Source organism: Bifidobacterium platyrrhinorum, assembly GCF_010667645.1.
Taxonomy (GTDB): Bacteria; Actinomycetota; Actinomycetes; order Actinomycetales; family Bifidobacteriaceae; genus Bifidobacterium; species Bifidobacterium platyrrhinorum.
Genome location: NZ_WHZV01000002.1, coordinates 19,913 through 42,489, shown reverse-complemented (window position 1 = coordinate 42,489; position 22,577 = coordinate 19,913). Strand labels below are relative to the sequence as shown.

The 22,577-nt window shown below is 52.4% G+C and carries 14 protein-coding genes and 1 pseudogene; 9 read left to right on the top strand and 6 right to left on the bottom strand.

What is annotated here, in order from left to right:
• Positions 1–3: 3 nt before the first annotated feature.
• The 4 genes from GFD21_RS03555 to GFD21_RS03540 all read left to right on the top strand — a co-directional run bounded on the left by GFD21_RS03555 (position 4) and on the right by GFD21_RS03540 (position 6,748).
• Positions 4–909 (top strand): HAD family hydrolase, encoded by a 906-nt coding sequence (locus GFD21_RS03555; protein ID WP_163196577.1) that lies wholly within the window; start codon positions 4–6, stop codon positions 907–909.
• An 82-nt stretch (positions 910–991) separates the two neighbouring features.
• Positions 992–2,086: a dTDP-glucose 4,6-dehydratase gene (gene rfbB, locus GFD21_RS03550; RefSeq protein ID WP_225431631.1), complete on the top strand. Its 1,095-nt coding sequence runs from the start codon at positions 992–994 to the stop codon at positions 2,084–2,086.
• Positions 2,087–2,335: 249 nt separating this feature from the next.
• Positions 2,336–4,675 carry an LTA synthase family protein gene (locus GFD21_RS03545; RefSeq protein ID WP_318643728.1) on the top strand — a complete coding sequence of 780 codons (2,340 nt, stop codon included), beginning with the start codon at positions 2,336–2,338 and terminating at the stop codon, positions 4,673–4,675.
• 123 nt (positions 4,676–4,798) lie between these two features.
• A complete protein-coding gene (locus GFD21_RS03540; protein ID WP_163196576.1) occupies positions 4,799–6,748 on the top strand; it encodes a DUF4422 domain-containing protein in 1,950 nt (649 codons plus the stop codon).
• Between the two features lie 94 nt (positions 6,749–6,842).
• On the opposite strand, the gene GFD21_RS03535 is transcribed toward GFD21_RS03540, so the two are convergent.
• The 4 genes from GFD21_RS03535 to GFD21_RS03520 all read right to left on the bottom strand — a co-directional run bounded on the left by GFD21_RS03535 (position 6,843) and on the right by GFD21_RS03520 (position 12,728).
• Positions 6,843–8,849: a glycosyltransferase gene (locus GFD21_RS03535; protein ID WP_163196575.1), complete on the bottom strand. Its 2,007-nt coding sequence runs from the start codon at positions 8,847–8,849 to the stop codon at positions 6,843–6,845.
• A gap of 51 nt (positions 8,850–8,900) precedes the next feature.
• The gene (locus tag GFD21_RS03530; protein WP_163196574.1) at positions 8,901–10,316 is read right to left on the bottom strand and encodes a DUF6020 family protein; all 1,416 of its coding nucleotides are present in this window, start codon (positions 10,314–10,316) and stop codon (positions 8,901–8,903) included.
• 322 nt (positions 10,317–10,638) lie between these two features.
• Positions 10,639–11,901: an ABC transporter ATP-binding protein gene (locus GFD21_RS03525; protein ID WP_163196573.1), complete on the bottom strand. Its 1,263-nt coding sequence runs from the start codon at positions 11,899–11,901 to the stop codon at positions 10,639–10,641.
• A complete protein-coding gene (locus GFD21_RS03520; protein WP_191996850.1) occupies positions 11,901–12,728 on the bottom strand; it encodes an ABC transporter permease in 828 nt (275 codons plus the stop codon). Before GFD21_RS03520 ends, GFD21_RS03525 begins: the two co-directional genes overlap by 1 nt.
• A gap of 140 nt (positions 12,729–12,868) precedes the next feature.
• On the opposite strand from GFD21_RS03520, the gene GFD21_RS03515 reads away from it, so the two are divergent.
• The 3 genes from GFD21_RS03515 to GFD21_RS03505 all read left to right on the top strand — a co-directional run bounded on the left by GFD21_RS03515 (position 12,869) and on the right by GFD21_RS03505 (position 17,790).
• Positions 12,869–14,053, top strand: a complete 1,185-nt coding sequence (locus GFD21_RS03515; RefSeq protein WP_163196571.1) for a glycosyltransferase family 2 protein — start codon at positions 12,869–12,871, stop codon at positions 14,051–14,053.
• A 136-nt stretch (positions 14,054–14,189) separates the two neighbouring features.
• Positions 14,190–16,088 carry a glycosyltransferase family protein gene (locus GFD21_RS03510; RefSeq protein WP_163196570.1) on the top strand — a complete coding sequence of 633 codons (1,899 nt, stop codon included), beginning with the start codon at positions 14,190–14,192 and terminating at the stop codon, positions 16,086–16,088.
• A gap of 94 nt (positions 16,089–16,182) precedes the next feature.
• The gene (locus GFD21_RS03505; RefSeq protein WP_163196569.1) at positions 16,183–17,790 is read left to right on the top strand and encodes a glycosyltransferase family 39 protein; all 1,608 of its coding nucleotides are present in this window, start codon (positions 16,183–16,185) and stop codon (positions 17,788–17,790) included.
• Between the two features lie 61 nt (positions 17,791–17,851).
• Here GFD21_RS03505 and GFD21_RS03500 read toward each other — a convergent pair whose 3' ends face one another.
• Entirely contained in the window at positions 17,852–18,946 is a 1,095-nt protein-coding gene (locus GFD21_RS03500; protein WP_163196568.1) for an acyltransferase family protein, read from the bottom strand.
• Between the two features lie 231 nt (positions 18,947–19,177).
• On the opposite strand from GFD21_RS03500, the gene GFD21_RS03495 reads away from it, so the two are divergent.
• On the top strand, positions 19,178–20,746 hold the full coding sequence (locus GFD21_RS03495) for a sialate O-acetylesterase (RefSeq protein WP_225431628.1): 1,569 nt from the start codon (positions 19,178–19,180) through the stop codon (positions 20,744–20,746).
• Positions 20,747–20,933: 187 nt separating this feature from the next.
• Complete coding sequence (locus tag GFD21_RS03490) at positions 20,934–21,890, top strand: glycosyltransferase family 2 protein (protein WP_225431652.1); 957 nt, start codon at positions 20,934–20,936, stop codon at positions 21,888–21,890.
• Positions 21,891–22,006: 116 nt separating this feature from the next.
• Here GFD21_RS03490 and GFD21_RS03485 read toward each other — a convergent pair.
• Positions 22,007–22,577: pseudogene (locus GFD21_RS03485) on the bottom strand (hypothetical protein); the annotation flags it as partial.

Here is a 22,577-nt window from a genome sequence, read left to right as displayed (position 1 = left end):
AAAATGTCAAATGTTATAGCCGTGGTATGGGATTTCGATAAAACTCTTGTGGATGGATATATGCAAGATCCCATTTTCGAGAAGTATGGAGTGGACAGCAGTAGCTTCTGGAATGAAGTCAATGCGCTCCCCGATAAATATCAGAAGCAAGAAATCAGAGTCAATAAAGACACAATCTACCTTAATCAATTCATAAGGGACGCTCATGAAGGTGGACGTTTTGCAGGATTAACCAACAGCGATCTTAAAAATTTCGGCAAAGAATTAAAGTTCTATCCAGGAGTCCCGGAGATTTTCGTCGCGACGAAGAATATAATCGACAGCAATCAAACATATAAGAATTACGATATTAAATTAGAACATTATATAGTAAGCACAGGGATGCGTAAAATTATTGAGGGTTCAACGGTAATGGAATATGTTACCGATGTATGGGGCTGCGACCTCATAGAGGACCCCGATACCCATATCATCAGTGAACTTGGGTACACAATCGACAACACTTCAAAGACACGTGCGCTTTTTGAAATCAACAAGGGAGTACCCACCCACCCCGAGATTGACGTCAATGCCCAAATGCCTGAGTCCATGCGCAGAGTTCACTTTGCCAATATGATTTATATTGCCGATGGCCCCAGTGACGTCCCTGCCTTCTCGGTAGTCAAGAAAAACGGCGGGGCAACCTTTGCAGTCTATCCACCAAATGACAAAAAGGCTTTTGCCCAGGTGGAACGCCTCAGAGAAGACTCAAGAATTGACATGTATGCTGAGGCCGACTATAGCGCTGGGAAGACCGCTTACATGTGGATAGAGAATAAGATCAAAGAATTTGCTGACCGAATAGTGAATAGCGAAAAACAAAAACTTGCGGACTCGGTATCGTCAGCACCACACCACATCACTGAATGATTCGACACACAACAGGGACGGCACCAGCAATGACTCCCGGCCATACGCGAGTCGAATCTCGGGACCTACGAGGAACCTTACGATGGAAGCCATGACAAACTCCCATAATGATTCCCGACCCCACCACATCCTTGTGACGGGCGGCGCCGGGTTCATCGGCGCGAACTTCGTGCACTGGGTGGCGCGCGAACAGCCGGACGTGCGCATCACCGTGCTCGACAAACTCACCTATGCAGGCAAACGCGAAAGCCTCGACGGCGTGCCCGCGGACCGGCTCACGTTCGTGCGCGGCGACATCTGCGACGCCGGACTGGTCGAAACGCTGCTGACGGAGGCGGCGGAGCGCGACGGCGCGATGGTCGCAACCGGGGCGATCTCCGCGATGCCGCCGATCGACGCGATCGTCCACTTCGCCGCCGAATCGCACAACGACAACTCGATCCTCGACGCGACGCCGTTCCTGCGCACCAACATCGACGGGACGTACGTGCTGCTCGAGGCGGCGCGACGGCATGGGCTGCGCATCCACCACATCAGCACCGACGAGGTATACGGCGACCTTGCACTCGATGAGCCGCGCAAATTCACCGAAGCGAGCCCGTACAAGCCGTCGAGCCCGTATTCGGCGTCCAAAGCGGCGAGCGATCATCTCGTGCGCGCATGGCACCGCACGTACGGGGTGCGGGCGACGATCAGCAACTGCAGCAACAACTACGGGCCGTACCAGCATGTGGAGAAGTTCATCCCGCGGCAGGTGACGAACGTTCTCGCCGGCATCCGGCCGAAACTGTACGGGACGGGCGCGGCGGTGCGCGACTGGATCAGCGTGGAGGACCATTGCAGTGCGATCTGGGCGATTCTCACGCGCGGGCGCATCGGCGAGACGTACCTGGTGGGCGCGGACGGCGAGATGAGCAACATCGACGTGCTGCGTATGATTCTCGCACGCATGGGGCGGCGCCCCGACGATTTCGACCATGTGGGTGACCGGCCGGGTGGCGACAAGCGGTATGCGATCGACGCGACGAAGATCACGCGCGAACTCGGATGGCGGCCGCGTCACACCGATTTCGCCGAGGGGCTCGACGAGACGATCGCATGGTACCGCACCCATGAAAACTGGTGGATTCCCGACAAGCAGGCCACCGAGGAGAAATACCGGCTGCAGGGACACTGAGGTCACGGATATCGTTCAGAAACACCGGCACGCAAAACGTTACGATTTCACCTTGCAAATAAACAGGCATGAATGCGGAAGCATTTCAACCGAAGAACATGGAGAAACCAACTTCGTCGTCCAATCGTCGTTGTCATCGTTGCCCTCCGTTCGTCCCTCACCGCCAATCAGGTGAATCTCAGGTGAATTCGTCCTGAACCTGCGTTTACAATGTGCCGGTACGTTGCCGAAGCAGGACAGGTGGAACAAGTGGGCGAACCGCAGAATCAGGACAAAGGCATGGAAGACGACCCCATGACGCGTTCCGGCGAAACCGAACGCCCCGGCAGCCCCAAGCCCGAACGCCGCAACGTCCCCGCCATGCTTGACTCCGTCAACTTCCGGCAGCGCGCGCATACGACCACGACCGACGCCGTCGCCACATCCATAGCGGCCATCAAGACCTCGGACGCGTTCGCCGCCATCATCCACCCGCCAGTCAAACTGCTGTTCGCAGCGCTTAAGCCGCTCCGCGAACTGTGGAGGAAACGGCCGAAGTGCCCGTACACCTTGTACGTACTGGTGATGGCACTGATGACCGCCGCAGCCACGATCTTCATCCAGTGGGGCATGTATTCGGAGCCCTCCTATGATGACCCGAACGCGGTGGACGACACCACCAAGGCCCTCAACAGCGTGAACGGCCAGCTCACCCGTTTCGTCGCACAGATGTGGCTGTCGAGCGATACCAAGCTCAACTGGCTGTTGAATTTCCTCGCATTGGGCATGATCTATCTGGTGCTCGTGTTCGTGTTGAACCGGTTCTGGGTGGCGACGGCCGTGTTCGCAATCGTGATGAGCGTGTACGCAGTGGCGAACAGCATCAAGATGGATCTGCGCAACGAACCGGTCCTTCCTTCCGACCTGAGTTTCATCTCAAGCGGCAACGGCGGCGAAATCGGCTCGTTCATACCGAAGGACAGCCAGCCATTGGTCGACGGCACGATCACGATGCTCGTCTGGCTGACCGTCATCTGCCTGATCCTCCAATTCGTCGATGGGCGACGCTGCGTCATCCCGTTCCACTGGTGGCGCCCGTTCCGCAATGTGCAAACCGTCGTCGGTAATCTCACGCGCATCATCGCCGCGGGTGCGAGCCTCGCGCTGCTCTGCTCGTTCACCTGGACGTTGAGCATTCCCGGTACATGGGGTTATGAATGGGCCAAAAGCTGGGGCGATTCCCCGCAGCTGTGGAGCGCCGCTGGCGATGCGACGAACAACGGCCCGGTGATCAACTTCCTGCGCCTGACGCATCCAAAGATCATGGACAAGCCTGAAGGCTACAGTCAGGAAACGATGGAGGCACTGGCCAGAAAATACTCCAAGCAGGCCCAATCCACGAATAAGACCCGAACGAGCAACCTTACCGACAGCACGGTCATCATGGTCCTGTCGGAGACGTTCTCCGATCCGACGCGTGTACCCGGCATTGCACTGACCGAGGATCCGATGCCGAACATCCGCGCCGTCAAGGATTCCACCACGTCCGGTCTCATGCTTTCACCCGGCTATGGCGGAGGCACGGCAAACATCGAATACCAGACGCTGACGGGGCTGGATCTGGCGCTGTTCGATGCTTCGATGCAGTCGATGTACCAGGAGCTCGTACCTCACCAGAAGAGCCCGTACTCGTTCAACCAGATCTGGAACGCACGATACGGCAGGACCGGTTCCACCGCATTCCATCCGTATTACAAGAACATGTACTTGCGTGACTCGAACTACAAGAAGTTCGGCTTCGACAAGTTCTACACGTTGGACAGCAAGCCGGCCATCACCCATCAGGACAAGGTAGGCAATAATCCGTACGTAAGCGACGCCGCCTCCTATCAGAACGTCATCGATCAACTCAACAAGGAACAGCACCCCCAGTTCGTCCAGCTGGTCACGATGCAGAACCACATGCCGCACAGCGGCTGGTATGACGATGACAATCAGTTCTGGGATGCGAATATCTCCGAAAATCTCAGCGACGGAGAACGCTACACGGTGAACACGTATCTGAAAGGCGTGAACATCACCGATCAGACGACAGTGGATTTCCTCAACCAGCTGAATACGATGGACAAGCCCGTCACGGTGATCTTCTATGGCGACCATCTGCCCAGCGATTACACAACGGCCGCAGCGGACAAGCACAACGCGCTCACACTGCATGAGACCGACTATTTCATCTGGTCGAACCAAGCGTCAGGCGCTGCGGGTTCCGGAGTGAAGTTGGATCCAATCGCAGCCAATACCAACTACACCTCGCCGAATTATTTCATGGCGATGGCGAGTGAACATATGAATGCAAGGGTCTCTTCGTATCTGCAGTTCCTGTCCGCGGTACGCACCGACCTTCCCGCCGTGGAACGTCTGGTGCTCGGCGAGGGTGGGTTCACCGAGGACACGTCCACCACGTATCTGGACAACAACGGCAACGTCATCAGGCGTAAGCAGCTCTCCAAAGAGCAGAAACAGCTGCTCAAGGAGTACCGTCTCGTCCAATACGATATGACCGCCGGCAAGGGGTATCTCGCCAAAACCGATTTCTTCGCCGTGAAATGATGCACAGGCCCCTGCGCGATCTTGCGTTGATCAGCTCGATCAGCCAGTTCGGAAGACAAGCCTGACCATCTCGCGCTAAGCTGAACCAAAGGTATTTCATTACTCGCAGCGAAGGAAGACACCATGGCAGGCATACCGAATGCGCAACAGGAACCATCCGCACGCATCAAGATCTTCATCGCCGCGCACACGCCGAGCGTCTTCCCCGATTGCGCGAGCATTCTGCCGATTCAAGCCGGCACCGCAACCGCGGGAAAAACCGGCGGTACCGTATTCGAGGATATGCTGCATGATGATGACGGGGAGAACATCTCCGATCTCAATCCAATGTACAGCGAGCTGACCGTACTGTATTGGGCGTGGAAAAATACCGACGCGGATTATATCGGTCTCGGCCAGTACCGCCGGTACCTGAATTTCTCCCAGAACTCATATGCCGAAGACAAGGCCGGGGAAATCCCCGGAGCATACATCAACGCGCAATCGATCAGCGAATACGGTCTCAACGATGCAAGCATTGCGCAAGCGGTGACGGATTGGGACATCATTACCGGTCCCACGCGCAACGTGCATAAATTGTACGGATTTACCAATCTGAAAGAGCAGTGGGACGCGGACCGGCATCTGCGCTCCGCTGATTTGCAGCACATGTATGACATTCTGTGTACCCGCCACCCCGAATACCGCGAGGATGCCGATACCGTGCTCAACGGTACGCAATTCATCCCGAACAATATGTTCGTCATGAAAAGGAATGTGTTCCACGACTACTGTTCCTGGCTGTTCCCGCTGCTCGGCGAATTCGTTGCGAACTGGGACCATCGGCATGCCGATGTGGAGTTGCTGCGCACGCCGGGCCATTTGGCCGAACGGCTGCTGACCATCTATATCACCCACGCGCAACGTGTCGAGCTTGGCGATTCATCCGCCTCCTCGGTCAATGGGCCCCTGCGAGTTCGTCAACTCCAATGCGTGCGCTTCTCCCATCCGGAACCTTTCACGCCGTTGGAACCGTTGGATACCAACCCGCGCTTCACCGTACCGGTGATTTTCGCGGCCGACGACGATTACGTCCCCGTGCTTGCCACCGCGATCACTTCACTGTTGCGCAACGCCTCTCCCGACCGCCATTATGATGTGATCGTACTCGACCGCTTCATCACCACGGAAAACAAGCAGACCATCGTTGCGTCTCTTTCCGATTATGCGAACGCCTCCATTCGTTTCTACGATATGAGCCGATTCATCGCAGAGCATCAGACGCCACAGACCCATCTCCATAAGGAGGAACGTTGGAATGTGGCGACCTGTTACCGCTTCGGCATCCAGGAGGCGCTGCCGTTCTATTCAAAGGTGATTTACCTGGATTGCGACGTCGTGGTGAATGGGGATATCTCCGAGCTGTACGACATCGATTTGCATGGCAAGGCGATCGGCGCAGTGCCCGATCTGGATTTTCTGGGCAATCTCAATATGAAGCAGAATGCCGCTGCAGCGTATGCTTCGGATAGATTGCACATGACCGATCCGTACCACTATTTCCAGACGGGCGTATTGGTCATGGATCTCGATCGTATGCGTGAGATTCATTCCGTATCCGAATGGCTTGATTACGCATCACGCCCGGAACTGACGCATCATGATCAGGATGTGCTCAACATGGAGTGCGAAGAGGATGTCGCATACCTGCCTTATGAGTGGAATGTGCTGCACAATTGCGGCGGGCGCGTGAACACCATCTTCTCGTATGCTCCAGCCGACGCATTCCGCGCATATCTCGAATCGCGTAAACATCCCAACATCATTCACTACGCCGGCCCCGATAAGCCTTGGACCAACCCGTGGTGCGATTTCGGGCCTCTCTACTGGAGCTATGCCCGCACGACGCCGTTCTCTCTGCAGATAATGGCCATGCTCGCCGATGTGCGAAAGCCGAAGCCGGTTGAATTCCATGAACGTGCAATAGCGGAAGACCATCCCGCACGGAAGTATGTGGACAAGGTGGCACCGATTGGATCCAGGCAACGAGAAGTCATGAAGGCGGTCGCGCGCAGAGTCCAAGGCAAGCAATAACGATGGATATGAATGTGGGGGAATCCAGATTCCCCCACATTCATATCCGACCGATGCAGGAATCATGATTCATGAGTCGGTCGGGCACTCTCCGTTATTTGGTGAAGTATCGCTGCCACCATTCGGGCGACACCATGGTGGAGAATTCCTTGCGGTATGCGGACTGGTATTTACGCCAGTTGAACGCCAGCCGCGCATAGAGGCATCCCACCCTGATGAGACGTGCACAGGCCGTAAATGGCTTGCGACGAAGCAGCACACCCGTATTGTTGTCCTTGTTCACGAACACCGCGGAGTCCATCTGCGCCATGACACGCCAATGCTCGCTTGCGTTCTTGGCGACCATGTCGAGCTTTTCGAGCGTTTCCGCTGCGGTAAGACCGGCGGCCATATCAGAGGTGGTACCGGACTGTGCGTCATCGACAAGCCAATATGCATGTTGCGGTTCCACGTATCCATCGATGGCCGCTCCGGCATTGCGGCGCGGCAAGGTCAGCTGATGCAGCATCAACGCCACGGTTCCGGCATCATGCACCGAGGCAACTTCACGCTCGCTCTTGATTACCATCGTATGAGGCAAATCAGCGAACGGCACCATGGCCGTATCATCTTCCGCGGCACGCGCCGCACGGATTTCCGGCAGGCGGGTTTCAAGAATCGCCCCGATATGTTCCGCACCCTGCAATACATCACCGACCGCCATCCGATGGAGCGTAATCGCCGAATAACGCATCTTCACCGCGGCGGACATGGAGGCACGCACCATTTCACGGAACAAACCGCCGCCCCAAGGCAGGCGAGAATACAACAGCCCCATAATGAGCTTGTTCCGCACATGGAAATACGCCTGCCAGTCAAGAATATCGTCCTTGTCGACGAAGGACTGATGCCACAGGCACACGCCCGGCACGGTGACGGTGCGGTATCCGGCCTGCTGTGCGCGCACACCGTATTCCACATCGTCGTTCTTGATGAAGAACGGGTAGGACAGTCCGATTTTACGAATCGTCTCGACGGGGATTAGGCACATCCACCATGCGTTATAGTCGGCGTCGATCCGCTTATGCAGATACTGTGATTCAAGGAACGGCCGTGCCGCCAGATCATCGAATTTCGGCGTACCCTCCGCCGTGGTCCAGAACACTCGTTTGCGGTCGAACACCTCCGCAATGGCACACAGTCTTGTCGGTTCGCTGAGGAACAGCATGTTCCCGCCAACCAGCGTGGGCTCGATGCAATGATTGGCAAAAGCGATGGCGCGAGAGACCGATTCGGGTTCCAGCACCGTGTCGTCATCGAGCAGCATCGCGTAGCCGCTTTCGCCGTGATGCTCGACCTCATACATGCCACGAGCGAAACCACCGGATCCACCAATATTGCCCTGGCGGATGACACGCAGCTTGTCACCCAATTTCGTTTTCGCTTCAACGAAACCGGCCTCGTCTTCAACGAGCTTTGTGCCTTGGTCGACGACGTAGACCGCATCGATGAGGCTCATGTCGGCCATGTCGGCAAGAAGGTTGAACTGACGGATGCACCATTCCGGCTTGTTCATCGTGGTGATGGACAGAGATGCGGTAAGCGTACGACGTGTAGGGACCGAGGCCAGCCACTGCGCGTCGGAAACCGTAACCGGACCGCTTGAGGACGCCTGCACGTCGAACCAGAGCCAGCCGCCTTCGCTCATATCGGCGATGGGGATGATGGTCTCGATGGTTTCCGACGCGGCCACATCCTTGCTGTAGACCGTATGTTCGGTCGCTTTCGCGTCGGAAGCGTGAACCGTTATGGTGCCATGTCCGGAGATACGCATGCGCAATGTCGCCGATTGGACGTTGGTCCATTTCGCCCAGTAGGCCGCAGGGAACGCGTTGTAATAGCATCCGGTCGAGTAGCCGCAGCCAGCCGGAACCTCGATGGAGGTACGATCCCTTATCCACGAGTGAAGCGATTCGTTGTTTACGGACTCCCCCATGGGGCCTCGCCCGCTGCCGTAAATCGGAGCGGCCTTCACGCGGAAGGACTCATCCAATCCAACGTTCGCCGAAGGAAACACCACACGCCAAATCGTCTCAAGTTCTGCGTTCTCTGCATAAGGCATACGCTTTACCTTACGGTCAGCACCCAACAATCCCTGCCCTGCTGGCAGCGATTACGCTTCAACGTTCCCTATTCTACGTAAGGTATTGATACCGAAGAACAATGGGAGGATAAATGTGACAGGCAGCAAATACCACGGGAACGAGATTGGCGATAAATACAGTATCATTACGTTTACACCAAGTAACGTACCCGCAGCAACCGTAAGCCAGCGTTTGCGCGTAACACCGTATATCAACAACATTAGCGGCATATATGTGGCGTAATACGCCTGTGAATTCAGCTTAGGATCTGTTGAGATACGCTGACCAATATATGCAACGCGCAGGATGGCTTTGGGACGATGACCATTATCTCGTAGGGGTGCCAATACCTCTTCCGCTGTCATTGGAGGCTGAACGAACGTATTCCATTGCCTCATATATTCCTTATTGAAAAATCGTTGTGAATTCCACCCGTAATACACACCCTGTTTTGGGTAGAACCAATCAAGCATGATATTGCCATACGCTTTTGCGTATTCCCCGGGATTACGCAGTCCAATGGTGGCCCAAGCTTTTAACCCTGTTATTTTCTGACTGATCGAGGAATCGGCATTAACGGCCCAGGAAGTTTCATCGGAACGATAGTTCTTATATGAGGCTCCGGCCTTATCCAAATCCAGCACGCCGGACAGCTCACGCCGTTCCTGCAACGTTATGCGTTCCGGGGTTTTCGACTGTATGCGGGCGACAGGCTGAAAAACAAACCCAATAGCCTCCATGCTAGGCGAATCAATAGCATCCGTGGCATATTCCAATACCGGTTCGCATACACCCTGCGCAAGTCCCAGACCAATAACCAGACACATCACGGTAATCAATCGATATCGCTTGGCCAGCACAATCAAAACAACGAATGAGACGACAATCACAACCGTTGCCGTTCTCTTACTGAGTGAGCTCATCATAATAAGCGCGATCAATATCACACATACCGGAGCACGAGAGAGAACAGCGCCTTTCGTCAAGCATATTTCAACGTACACAATAGCCAAAGGCATCAGGAATACTGCGTGCAACGTATCTTTGCTCATCGTAGGTATTGCCTGAACAATCGCAGGGCAGACAGCAAAGAACAGGAAAGCCGTTGCCAAAACCGAACGAGCGACGCCCAATTTCCTCAAATAACACAATGTAAGTGAAACATCTAGGGCGAAAGCCGAAGCCTGCACCAAAACATATAGTCCTATACCGAGCAACAAGTTGTGGCTCGCAAAACCTATGTTCCAAAACAGACCGAATATCAATGTGTCGAATAATGGGTGCTGAACATAATACGGATGATAACCAGCAGATTGCATGAATTGAGCGATGGTATCATCACGCATCACTCCAGGCCAGCAGACAATCAGCCAAGGCAACCAGCAGACAACAATCGATAATAGCCACCAGACGGAATACCGATGCACACTGTCGGTAAAGGTCATCACATTTTGAGGTTCCAACCAGAATGAACTGGAACGTATGCGCTTCCACAACGACGGTTCGTCAATACTCGAATAAGAACGGACACGATCATTGGTCTCGTTGAAACAAGTCAGTCGATCGAACCACCCAAAAATCAACGAGGCCAACATCCATGCGGTCAAGCCGAATGCCGCAGCATACCCTATCGAGCGAAGGGCCCCTCCGTGGGAATCGTCATTAACGGCCCGTCCCAGCAGAATAAGGACCGAGACACAAGCGGCAAACACCCATACGGGCATGTTCCGGATATCGAACAACCGGTATAGGTGACGGAAAGACATCTCAGTCCTTGTTCGAAATATCTACCTGCGTGAATGTCAGTGCGCGATCGCTCAACAAGGCATATTCGCGGTTGCGATCGTCTTGAATGACGAACGTGCACGCGTTTTCGTCAACGGCCACGCCCACTGCCTCCGTACGTTCGTCATTTACTGGATTCGGAGTACGCAACGAAGTAATCAAACGAAACTCACCATTATTGAAGATGTTCAGAGGAATATCGAAGTGCACGGTGTGGTGCCCATGTTTTTCCATCTTGAAGGTCTTCATTCCAGTGTCATAGGAGATACCACCGCGGCGAATATCGTGCATCGCGATGGCAAGATAGAAATCTCCTGGTTCGTCATACTGGTATTCGACGGCGAAGCGGAACGTATCAGAAGACTTGAGAATCTGAGGGGATACGGCGTATGTACGCAGCAGCGGGCATCGTTTGTTCAGACCGTTGGGATATCCACCACGTTCTTCGCGCTGCTTGCGCTCTGCGGCCTCATCCGCTTTAAGATTCGCCAGCGTGTATTGCTGGGAGACGGTTTCCGGGTCACCAATCGCCTCAACCTCGCCATCGGCAATCATCATGGCTCGGGAACAGTATTTCCTCACCGAATCCATATCGTGAGTCACGAGGATGACCGTCTTGCTCGGATCTTTTTTAATTTCAGTGAAGAATTCATCGCACTTGCGCTGGAACGCCTCGTCGCCGACGGCGAGCACCTCGTCGAGCACGAGGATGTCGCCCCGTGCCTTGATTGCGACGGAGAAGGCAAGACGCACCTGCATGCCGGAGGAATAGTTCTTGAGCTTCTGGTCCATGAACTCCTCAAGTTCAGCGAACTCGACGATGTCGTCATACATAGCGTCGACTTCCTCGGAGGTGAAGCCAAGCAGCGAACCGTTCAGGTACACGTTCTCACGACCGGTGAGTTCCGGATTGAAACCGACACCAAGCTCGATGAACGGCACCAGCTTGCCGTTGACCTTGACACTTCCCGTCTCCGGGTAATAGATCTGGGAGATGATCTTCAGCAACGTGGACTTGCCGCCGCCGTTACGGCCGACGATACCGAAGAACTCACCCTTATGTACAGAGAAGCTAATGTCCTTGAGAACCTGCTGCTTCTTATATCCCTTGATGCCCTTGGTCCAGTTGATGAAGGCCTGTTTCATACCGGTGGCCTGTTCCGTGGGAAGCTTGAAGCTCTTCGAAACATGGTCGACGGAGAGGACCACTGGATTGTTCATCACATCATTGGCATTGTCAGACATCACATGACCTCCGCAAACTTACGGCTGTTACGACGGAACAAATACACACCCAGCCACAGCAGCGCCACGGTGAGCACGACCGGGAACGCCTTGATGAACGGATTATCGAACGAATTCCAGATCGTCGGCTGGGTCTCCGGCGCGATGAGATTATGACGGATGTCCTGAATGGTCTGCGCGAACGGGTTGATCAGCTCCAAACGAGCCAGTTCGGCATACAGACCGCCGCGGTTGGTGACATAGCTCAGCGGGTAAATGATAGGCATGCCGTAGAAGACGAGCTGCTGGAGCACTTCCCAGATGTGTGCGATGTCACGGAAGTACACATACATCGTGGCCATGAGAAGCGTCAAGCCCAACGTCACCGCATAAAGTTCGATGATGTTCAGCGGCAACAGCACCACGCGCCAGGTGAACTGCACCCGTGCCACTAGCGCGAACAGGAGCACCACGCACAGGTTGATGGCGTAGCTAATCAACGCGCCCACCGTGGCCGACACTACGACGATGTAGTTCGGGAAATGAATCTTGCGCAGAAGATCGCCACGTTCGACGACCGATCTCAGGCCGACGTTCGTCGATTCGGTGACGAACTGCCACGAGCTGATGCCCAGAAGCAGCACCACAGGATACGTCGAAGTGCCATCGGACATGCGCAGGAACTTGCCGAACACCACATACATGACGCAGAACATCATCAATGGCTTTAAGACCGACCAAGCAATGCCGAGAACAGAGCCCTGGTAGCGGAGTTTGAAATCCGTCTCCACAAGACCGCGCAGCACCACCCACGCGTACGTATACCGGGACTTGAGGTTATCCACCATATTCTTCACGGCAAACCATCGTATCAGTGGGGCCGGAAGGTGATCCTCTCAAAGAAACCACATAGATCTCTCATTTTTCGTCTGGAATACAGAATATGCTCTGATTAGCAGTAAGAAAATACAGTTAGGGGAGGAAGGCAATGGGGCCCACGCCCAAGGTCACCGTCGCTCTTGCGGTCTACAACCAACAAGCATGCATTCAAAACAGCATTCAAAAGATAGCTCAGCAGACCATTGAAAATATGGAGATTCTCTGTGTTGATGACGGATCTACGGATGATTCACTTGACATCATGGAAGACCTCGCTCGAAAGGATCATCGCATTCGTATTGTTGCTGCGACACATGCCGGTGTCTCGGCAGCTCGCAACCGCGCGATAGATGAAGCCGGCGGAGAATGGCTGATTTTCCACGATCCCGATGACGCCTTCGCCAATAATGATTCCCTCGCAACGTTATTGTCGGCGGCCGAAGCCCATGACGATATACAAGCAGTTGGCGGGTCTTTCGCAATCCGTGATGAAAGCAGTGGCGCCATCAAAACGGATTTCTCAGATGATCCTCTATTATGGGGTTATACCTTGCCTCCCGATACCGATGTAGTGGAATACTCCGACTATCAGTTCGACTACGGCTTTCATAGATTCATGTTCCGTACCGAATTTCTTCGTTCCCATGACGAACTACGATTCCCTGCATACACACGCTATCAGGATCCTCCCTTTCTAGTAGCCGCATTAACGACTGCGGGACGATTTGTTGCGGTACATGACGTCGTATATCTCTATTCACTTGGTCATCAAGCGATCAATTGGACGGACGCAAAAAAACTCGGCGTGTTGAACGGTATCGCCGACGAGCTAAGGGCATCTGGACAGCATCGATTCGCCAAACTGCATGATCTGGCTGTTCGTAGATTGGAAAAAGAATACGCAGGCCTGTATTGGTGGATGCTTGATGAGAATCCGGATATCCTCGCCGTGGCAGCCCAACTGAATTCTTTCATACAGATTGATTTGCTTTCGGAAGAAATGCGCCAACTGTTAACAGGCAACGATGCTCACGCGCCTCTTACCTTTCCATTACGGCAGCAAATCGCCAATTCCGCAAAATGGCATGAGGATGTCACGAACCTTCAGGGTGCCGTACTCGCAGAACGTCGTGATAAGGAACGAGCGTTTTCTCAGCTTGATGATGCCAACCGCAGAGCCGATGACGCCAACCGCAGACTCAACAATATCGTGAGGTCACGGTCATTCAGGATAGGACGACTGCTGACGGCACTACCTCGTTTCTTACAGAATCATATCCGACAAGAACGTTGATTCTCATTGAATATGTCCTGTTCCCAGCTGGTATGTACTTCGTGCGCATACCAACTATCCCCCGCCCTTCTGCGAAGAGGGTTGGGTATCCTTAGGCGTTGAGAATAATTACTTTTTGATAGCGAGGTAAGGGCACATGCCATCAATGCGTTTCGCAAATGTGCTCATGGAGACGACTCCACGAGCGCTTAGCTACCCGACGATGTACTACCGCACCGATCAGCCGGTGCACATTGATCCGGATACCCACGAGTGGTCCATCGATGGAGCGGGTACCATCGATTTCACCACGTATTTCAACAGTCTGTCCACGATGAAACTGCTCAGGTATACTCGTGCGACCGGCTTCCACCTGCACATCGAAGTCAAGGGGGCGGCATGCACCATCACGCAGACCAAGGCCTACCGTCTGTCTTCGGTTCCCGAACTTGAGCCCACGGCCTCAATGGCAGTCGTTGCCAACGAGGACTGGCAACCCGTCGATCTCGACCTCGTCGTCGACGAAGATATGGTGCTCGTGGGCTTCCAAATCGAAACCACCGGCACGGTCTCCGCACGCAACGCGTATTACACACTGGACATCGACGGAGAACTGGCGGATGTCGAACTTTCCCTTTCCACCACCACATTCAAAAAGGAATCCTACATCACCAAGAACATCGAATTGGTGAAAAAAGAAATTCTTGGCTCCGATAACGACATCGCGCAGCATTTCCGTATGCATGTCATTGACAACGGCAGCACGCTGCCGTATAAGGAGCTCAGCACCGACAAGGTGACCGTCTCACCGAACGAAAATGTGGGCGGTGCCGGTGGCTTTGCTCGCGGCATGATCGAGTCCATGGAGCAGGATGTCCCCGCAACCCATGTACTGCTCATGGATGATGACGTCGAAGTCTCACCCGAAAGCATCATGCGCACCTACAATTTGCTCCGTATCGTCAAGCCGGAATACTCCGAGGCATTCATCAGCGGTGCCATGTTGAACTACGAAGACGTGCAGGACATGAAGGAGGATACCGGCTTCATCGATCCCTCCATCGGAGTCTGCGTGGCTGCCAAGATTCCGCTGCAGGTCACGAAGTTCGTCGACATCGTGTTCAATGAGGCGTACGACGAGAGCCTGCGCGTCGGCGACGGCCGGCGCTACGCCGCTTGGTGGTACTGCTGCATCCCCATGAGCGCCATCAAGCGTAACGGCATGCCCCTGCCGGTGTTTGTCCGTTACGATGATGTGGAATACGGTATTCGTTGCAACCCCACATTTATGACGATGAACGGTCTCGGCATTTGGCATTCCAAGTTCGAGATTCGTTACAACGCCGCCGTGGAACGCTACCAGAGCATCCGCAATGGCATGATTGCCCAGATGACGACCGGACTTGCCCCCAGCATCGATACATTCCTGCGTGAACTTCACGACCAGATTGATTTGGAGCTCCGAAAGTTCAACTACACGGACGCGGCGTTGGCCCTTAAAGGTTTCGAGGACTTCCTCAAGGGGCCCGCTTTCATCAAACAGCCCGTGGCCCAGGAGAAGTTCATGCAGGCGAACCGTGAAAAGGAGAAGCTGGTCTCCTTCCCGGAGCTGCAGAAGATGGCCGACGACATGGGCCTAGAAGGCTTCGATGTTACCAAGCTGACCCGACAGGAAATCGATAACGACAAACCCCGTTCACTACAACAGCGAGCATTTGATTTCCTTACCAAAAACGGACAACGCGTACTACATGCAAGTGCCCACAGTGCCAAAAAGATTTACGGCAAGGACTACGCTCTGATTCCCAGCGCCGGCTGGGTTTATCCTTCAGGCAGCATTCACGGCGAGAATATCATCGTTGCTGTTGACTGGTTCAATCGTAAAGGCACGATTCGTGTCAAGGACCTCAAGCAGTACGGCGAAATCATGAAGCGATACAAGCGTGACCTTGCATACTTCAAAAAGCACCGAACATGTCTTGAAGAGGAATACAAGAGTGCCAGTAAGGAACTGACTTCCATTCCTTACTGGAAAAAGTATCTTGGAATGAAGTAAATCATCAGTAAATTCTAGTGGGAGATGGCGGAGAATGCGAACCTGACCATCTCCCACTAAGTATTTTGACATCTATAAATCAAATATGACGGTTATGTTAAATAAACAATCGCAAAACAAAATTGCGCAACGAATTGAAACCCAGGATGGAAGAACTCTGATTTATGGATATTTAACATCGTTCTTCCTGTGGGCAGCAGGAATACTGTTTTCTTTACTTGCCTGCGCCACATTATTCGTAACAATACACTATCCGCACTACACGGAGGGAGTGGAGTACAAACACGGCACCACTCCGCTTGTCATTATTGGCATCGCAATAATATTAGCTATTATCACAACCCTAAAGGCAACTGGCTGGCTCAAGAAAATAGATAGCAAAGTCAGTGCGCTAATAGTGTCAATCTATGTAGGCATTGCAGCTATTTCATGGGCAATAATGTCTAATTCATTCCCAGATTGGGATTCCAAGGATTTAATTGTTGCGGCATCCCAGTTAGGACATGATTACGGAGACAAATGGGCGCCCGGCGCATATATGGAACGGTTCCCATTTCAGACCCCGTATGTTGTCCTTATAAAAATATTACGGTATGTTTTCGGACAAGATCAAACCTATCTCGCTATCGAGTTGGTTAATTCTATGGCAGCCGCAGCAACCGCATTCATCGTAATTCTATATACAGGAAAAATATTCAACAATGAAGTTGCGAATGTTTCAGCATTACTCATCACACTAAGCTGGCCCATTATCCTATATTCAACCTTCGCTTATGGAAACCTTCCAGCTATCCCCTTTGCCCTAGCTGCATTATATTTTCAGCAAATAGCTATCGAAGATAGGGTATTCAAATACAATATTTACGCAGCCTTCCTGATTACAATAAGCATAATGCTAAAGTCCACAATGATTGTCATCTTGATGGCAATGAGCATTGCATGGGGCGTAACAGCAATCAGAGACAACACTAAGAAAAGCCTTGCAGCCATTGCCACAACTTTGTTGATTTATATCGTATGTACGAGCGGATTCAACGCATGCGTTACCCATAAGTATCATGTTCGTCTTGACAACGGATTACCTAAAACCACATGGATAGCCATGGGACTACAACGCCCACAAGACCCTGATGTATTAAATAATTCTGGAGGGTTCAATGGCTATGTATGGTCTTGGATGAATAACTATGACCCAAAACAGGCCAACCGAGAGTCTCTGCAATCAATTCATGCCTCAATCCACGACTTCACAAGTAATCCTTTATACGCAATACGATATTTTTCCCACAAGGAAGCCTGGATTTGGTGTGATCCAACGTATGAGAGCATTCTCAATAGCAACTGGTCAATCACCGCCGACCCACATGGGAAACCCATGTCCAGTAGACCGATAAGCCCAATCGCCCATTCGGTCTATTACGGCAAAATATATAAATTAACCATGTTTATTTCTGACGCTATGCAGACTCTTACATTTGCCGGAGTAGCATTTTCCCTTATAAAAAATAGGAAAACAAATATAAACACAATAGTGTCAGCAATAGCAACGACAGGATTCTTCCTTATCTATCTGCTTTGGGAAGCCAAGGCGCAGTATGCATTCCCGGCAGCACTCCTCCCACTCCCCCTTGCAGCAGCCGGATGCTGGGGTTTGGCAAGCCTGATTTACAACAAGATACCTGCTATCATATGGTCTAAGTAGCCTATCGGCAAAAGTATAGCCATGGCAGAAAATTCATGTTCAAGTTCTGCCATGGCTATAATTAAATTGTGACTTTCTTCCAAATAAATGCGAATAGCTTCCCTTGACCCATATCAACCGTATATTTAAATATTGATTTTCGGATAAGCTCCAGCACTGCTGCACAGCAGTAAACTACCACAACGATAGCCAGCATTCGCACAACCGGATAATTCAGATAATAATATTTATTAAAATCAAATATTTTCTTCCAAAGTAGATCCCGCACGAATGGATGGTCTGTTATCAGATAGACACCAAAAGTTAACGTCGCAATATAATTAATCACTCGCGACTGCAATTGCAATCGCTCAAAAAGCAAAAACATACTGAAACTGAATATCAGCACGGGCAAAGACCATTCACGATCAACAACTAGGAACAACACTCCATATAGGTCCCATGATTGTCCCACATACAACAGCTCCAGCGTAACATTCCAGAACAACAGTAGCAGTGCACTTAAGATAAATATAAGCCACACTGTCTTCGTTTTCATAGGACGCATATACCACCGATGGTAGGTAATCAATACATATATGTAGATGAATCCTGTCAGATCCAATCCAATGTTGAGGGCAGCACCCGGAATTAGGTAAAGCACCCCCCACACCGCGACCATACAGAAAATCAGACGCTTATGCCGTAAGCTACCCAACGATTTCAATCCCGACATCAAAAAAGGAAGAAATAGCAAGAATAATACATAACTGGTTGCATACCACCAGAGCTGTGTCGCTACAGGGAACACCGCCGACACGAAATCCATTATGTTCATTTGCATCGGAGTAGCCACTAAACGTAACACTAGACCCGCAAGACTCCAGAACAACAACTCTCGTTCCAGAACCCAAATCTTTTTGCACGATTTTTCCAAGGTCTGGTTTCCGACCGACAAGAACCAAGCCGATGCTATAAAAAATAATGCGATTCCGATTTTTCCAGGCAGATATTCAAATAGTCCAAGAAACACTTTTCTAAAAGAATCTGGCTGTGCCATAAAATCAAAGGAATTATGAATTACCATATGGTGGACAACAATCAGATACATGGCAATGATACGCAATAACTCAATTCCTGATCTTCTCTGCCGCTTCAAGGAACGATCGGACTCCATGCTCAGTCCTATCCTTTCTCATCGTATGCCGTCGCGCCGCAATATGGCTGTTATAATATAGCGCCGCGGCCACACAACCTATAGGTTCACATGCCCGGCCAAAGTTCAGGAGTGTCTCTTTGGCCGACAACTCCTACTTGAGCCTCTATACCCACCAAACAACCCAGTCTTTGCATATCGCAAAGTAGGATATACAACAGTTCACCCAACAGACGGAAAGAGTCCCTGTCAATGAGCGGAATCTTCATGAAAAGCGCACGCACCGCGATTATCGCATTTCTTAGTATGACATTGCTGGCCGGTTGCTCCCTCTCATCTCAACCCGCTCAGACTTCACAATCTTCGCAAGACCCCAGTGCAACATTGCAACTACCGAACTACTACTCCGAGGGCATGGTTTTGCAGCGGAATAAGCCTATACGCTTGCATGGCACTGTCCAAGGCGAGCTAGGCAACAATACCGTACGACTCGAAGCACTACTCGTTAGCGGAAGCAGGCAGTATAAATCCGCAACCACTGTGCATGAGGGCTCCAAATTTACTATCGTCATAAAAAAAGTGCCTGCGCAGCTCAAAGCCTATACGCTCAAATTCCGTATAGCAGATCGGACAGTCGCTACTATTCGCAATGTCTATGTAGGAGACGTGTTCATTATGGGCGGTCAGTCCAATATGGAGCTCAACCAGCATGACTACTACGGAACAATTGATAGCTTCAACGCCAATGTACAGGGGCTTTTCAACGCGACCAACCTCCCCACACCGGTAAATGACAGATATATCCGATTCATCAAACTTGCGCATTCCACTGCCGGTAATGAACTGCCACTCAGCACGATCAATGGGCAGACTTGGGTATCCGCCACCACTGCAAACTCGCAATATCTAGGGTATCTCCCTCAGCTTTTCGCCAAACAACTGCGCTCACATTCCCCGAAGGTCCCCATCGGCATCATTCAGACCGCATGGGGAGGTACCGACATCGCACGGCATCTCAAAGGCGGAGACATCTATGCCAACCACATCGCCCCGCTGGCAGGATATGCCGTTGCCGGCATTCTGTGGTATCAAGGAGAAAACGACGCAGCAGAAGAGGCCCCTGCTCTGCAGTACGAGACCAACTTCGCCACACTGATCAACCAGTACCGTGAAACGTTCGATGATGCAGATCTACCATTCCTGTACGTTCAATTAGCCCGCTATCCTGGTTACGCCTACACGCCCCTCGTACGGCAAGCGCAAGCCAACATACTGTTCAGCAAAGCTGTGGACACCACGAAAAATCTGTCGATGACCATCTCTTTGGACACCGATAAAGGCACTGCAAAGGTCATTCACCCCCTAGGAAAGGATATCCTCGCCTCGCGCATGGCTGACCAGTGGTATGCCTTATCCGCCGGAAAGACGGTGGCGACAGGACCTCAAGCCAAGTCTGCCACACCAGTGGAAACGGACAATTCCACTGTAATCATTGACTTCCATGCGCACACAGCCGAAGGTTTGCAAGCACTCCGGCCGAACTACACCCTCTCCGCCACATCCGCAAACCTACTCAGCACAGCCATGGTGCCGTTGCAAGGATTCGAGGTCGCCGGTATCGACGGAGTCTTTCATAGTGCGACTGCCGTCATACAAGGAGAAAAGGTGATAGTGCATTCCGATAATGTGAAGACCATCACCCAAGTACGGTATCTATGGAGCGGCTATCCCACGGGAGAAAGCTTGCTATACAATGCGAACAATCTACCGGCAAGTCCATTCTTACTCGCTGTAAAAGGCACATCCATCTTGTTCCGTTGACCTCAGCTTGCAGAACAAGCATATGCGCAAGATGCTTACGCCAATAATCGACCGAACAGCTCCAGACGGGTAAACTGTCCATAGCGCATAGGCACGGACTACCAAAGAGGACAAGAGAATGACCTTCGACACCAGCACACGTGATGCAGGTTTCGCCGATACCGCTATAGACGATTCCAACAGTTCAATGAATCGGAACAAGCCCACCATTTACTTCGTGCTTCCCTGCTACAACGAGGCTGAAGGGCTCGAGCATACGGCCGAAGTGCTGCTCGCCAAGTACCGTGGTCTCACCGGAACCGGCAAGATCGACGAAACGAGCCGCATCCTGTTCGTGGATGACGGGTCGAAGGATGCCACCTGGAACATCATTTGCAAGCTCCACGAATCCGATCCGACCGTGTTCGGTGGGGTGAAACTCTCCCACAACCGCGGTCATCAGAACGCGTTGCTCGCTGGTCTGATGACCGCCCTCACCCAAGGCTGCGACGCTGCAATTTCGATGGACGCCGACCTGCAAGACGACGTCAACGCGGTAGACGAGTTCATCCACAACTTCAAGAACGGCGACGAAGTCGTCTACGGCGTGCGTTCCGCACGAAAGAAAGATACCTGGTTCAAGCGCAACACCGCCGAAGCCTTCTACAGGGTGTTCGAATGGATGGGTGCCGAGACGGTTCCCGACCATGCCGATTATCGTCTCATGAGCCGAGAGGCACTTGATGCCCTGTCCGAATACCACGAGGTCAACCTGTTCCTACGCGGCATCGTGCCCACGCTCGGATACCAGACCAGCAAGGTCTACTACGAACGCGGCGAACGCGAGGCCGGCGAATCCAAATACCCGCTGAAGAAGATGATCGCCTTCGCCATCCAAGGCATTACCTCATTCTCCACGAAACCGCTGAGCTTTGTCACCGGAGCCGGCATCATCTCCATTCTCGTGGCCATTGCCATGTTCATCTACGTACTCGTCTCGCTTGGCTTCGGACACACCATCGCCGGCTGGGGATCCATGATGTGTTCCATCTGGCTCATTGGTGGACTCATCATGGTGTCCCTCGGCATCGTAGGAGAATACGTGGGCAAGATTTACATGGAATCCAAGCACCGGCCCCGCTACCGCATCGAAACCACGTTGTGACTGCCGACATGTTGCCGTGCATAACCTAACGCGCGGCAACACTTTTAACCCTCTACTTATACGTAGACGCCCAGTTTATCGACTGGGCGTCTACGCTTTACTGGAACTTCAGAGCATTAGAGATGTTCGCAATTTTTGCACAATCTTGAATATCCTGCTCTCTGCGCCTGTTCCAAAGTCCCCTCTCTCACATTCCGCTGGTTGGCGGCTCGTAGCGAAGGGCAATTCTTTTTCGTATGGTAGACGTGCGAAGTGGATGTGACCACCCACCATACCTTGGAGGCCACTGACGGATTCTCCGATTTCTCCAAGTTACCAGTAGCCTTATTGAAGTAATAACGCTTGCCGTCGATAGTCTGCCAGCCATACACCATTTGGCCGGAATTCCTGTCGTAGAAGACTTTTCTGCGGTCCGGAAGCGAAGTCCAACCATGGGCCATCGCACCGGTACCGGGGGCAAAGTAGTACCAGCCATTATGATCACGGTCATACGAAAGACGCTGCTCACCGTAGCGCATCTGACCGGTGTTGATGTCGTAATACACCCACTTACCGCCATTGGACGTCATCCAACGCACACCATGGGCCATCGCGCCGGTGCCCGGTTCGAAGTAGTACCAGCCATTATGATCACGGTCATACGAAAGACGCTGCTCACCGTAGCGCATCTGACCGGTGTTGATGTCG

Coding starts and splice junctions, on each gene's coding strand:
- GFD21_RS03490 (WP_225431652.1), top strand. CDS start 20,934: ATGAATCGGAACAAGCCCACCATTTACTTCGTGCTTCCCTGCTACAAC.
- GFD21_RS03510 (WP_163196570.1), top strand. CDS start 14,190: ATGCCATCAATGCGTTTCGCAAATGTGCTCATGGAGACGACTCCACGA.
- GFD21_RS03535 (WP_163196575.1), bottom strand. CDS start 8,849: ATGCCTTATGCAGAGAACGCAGAACTTGAGACGATTTGGCGTGTGGTG.
- GFD21_RS03500 (WP_163196568.1), bottom strand. CDS start 18,946: ATGGAGTCCGATCGTTCCTTGAAGCGGCAGAGAAGATCAGGAATTGAG.
- GFD21_RS03520 (WP_191996850.1), bottom strand. CDS start 12,728: ATGGTGGATAACCTCAAGTCCCGGTATACGTACGCGTGGGTGGTGCTG.
- GFD21_RS03495 (WP_225431628.1), top strand. CDS start 19,178: ATGAGCGGAATCTTCATGAAAAGCGCACGCACCGCGATTATCGCATTT.
- GFD21_RS03540 (WP_163196576.1), top strand. CDS start 4,799: ATGGCAGGCATACCGAATGCGCAACAGGAACCATCCGCACGCATCAAG.
- GFD21_RS03505 (WP_163196569.1), top strand. CDS start 16,183: ATGTTAAATAAACAATCGCAAAACAAAATTGCGCAACGAATTGAAACC.
- GFD21_RS03525 (WP_163196573.1), bottom strand. CDS start 11,901: ATGTCTGACAATGCCAATGATGTGATGAACAATCCAGTGGTCCTCTCC.
- GFD21_RS03530 (WP_163196574.1), bottom strand. CDS start 10,316: ATGACCTTTACCGACAGTGTGCATCGGTATTCCGTCTGGTGGCTATTA.
- rfbB (WP_225431631.1), top strand. CDS start 992: ATGGAAGCCATGACAAACTCCCATAATGATTCCCGACCCCACCACATC.
- GFD21_RS03515 (WP_163196571.1), top strand. CDS start 12,869: ATGGGGCCCACGCCCAAGGTCACCGTCGCTCTTGCGGTCTACAACCAA.
- GFD21_RS03555 (WP_163196577.1), top strand. CDS start 4: ATGTCAAATGTTATAGCCGTGGTATGGGATTTCGATAAAACTCTTGTG.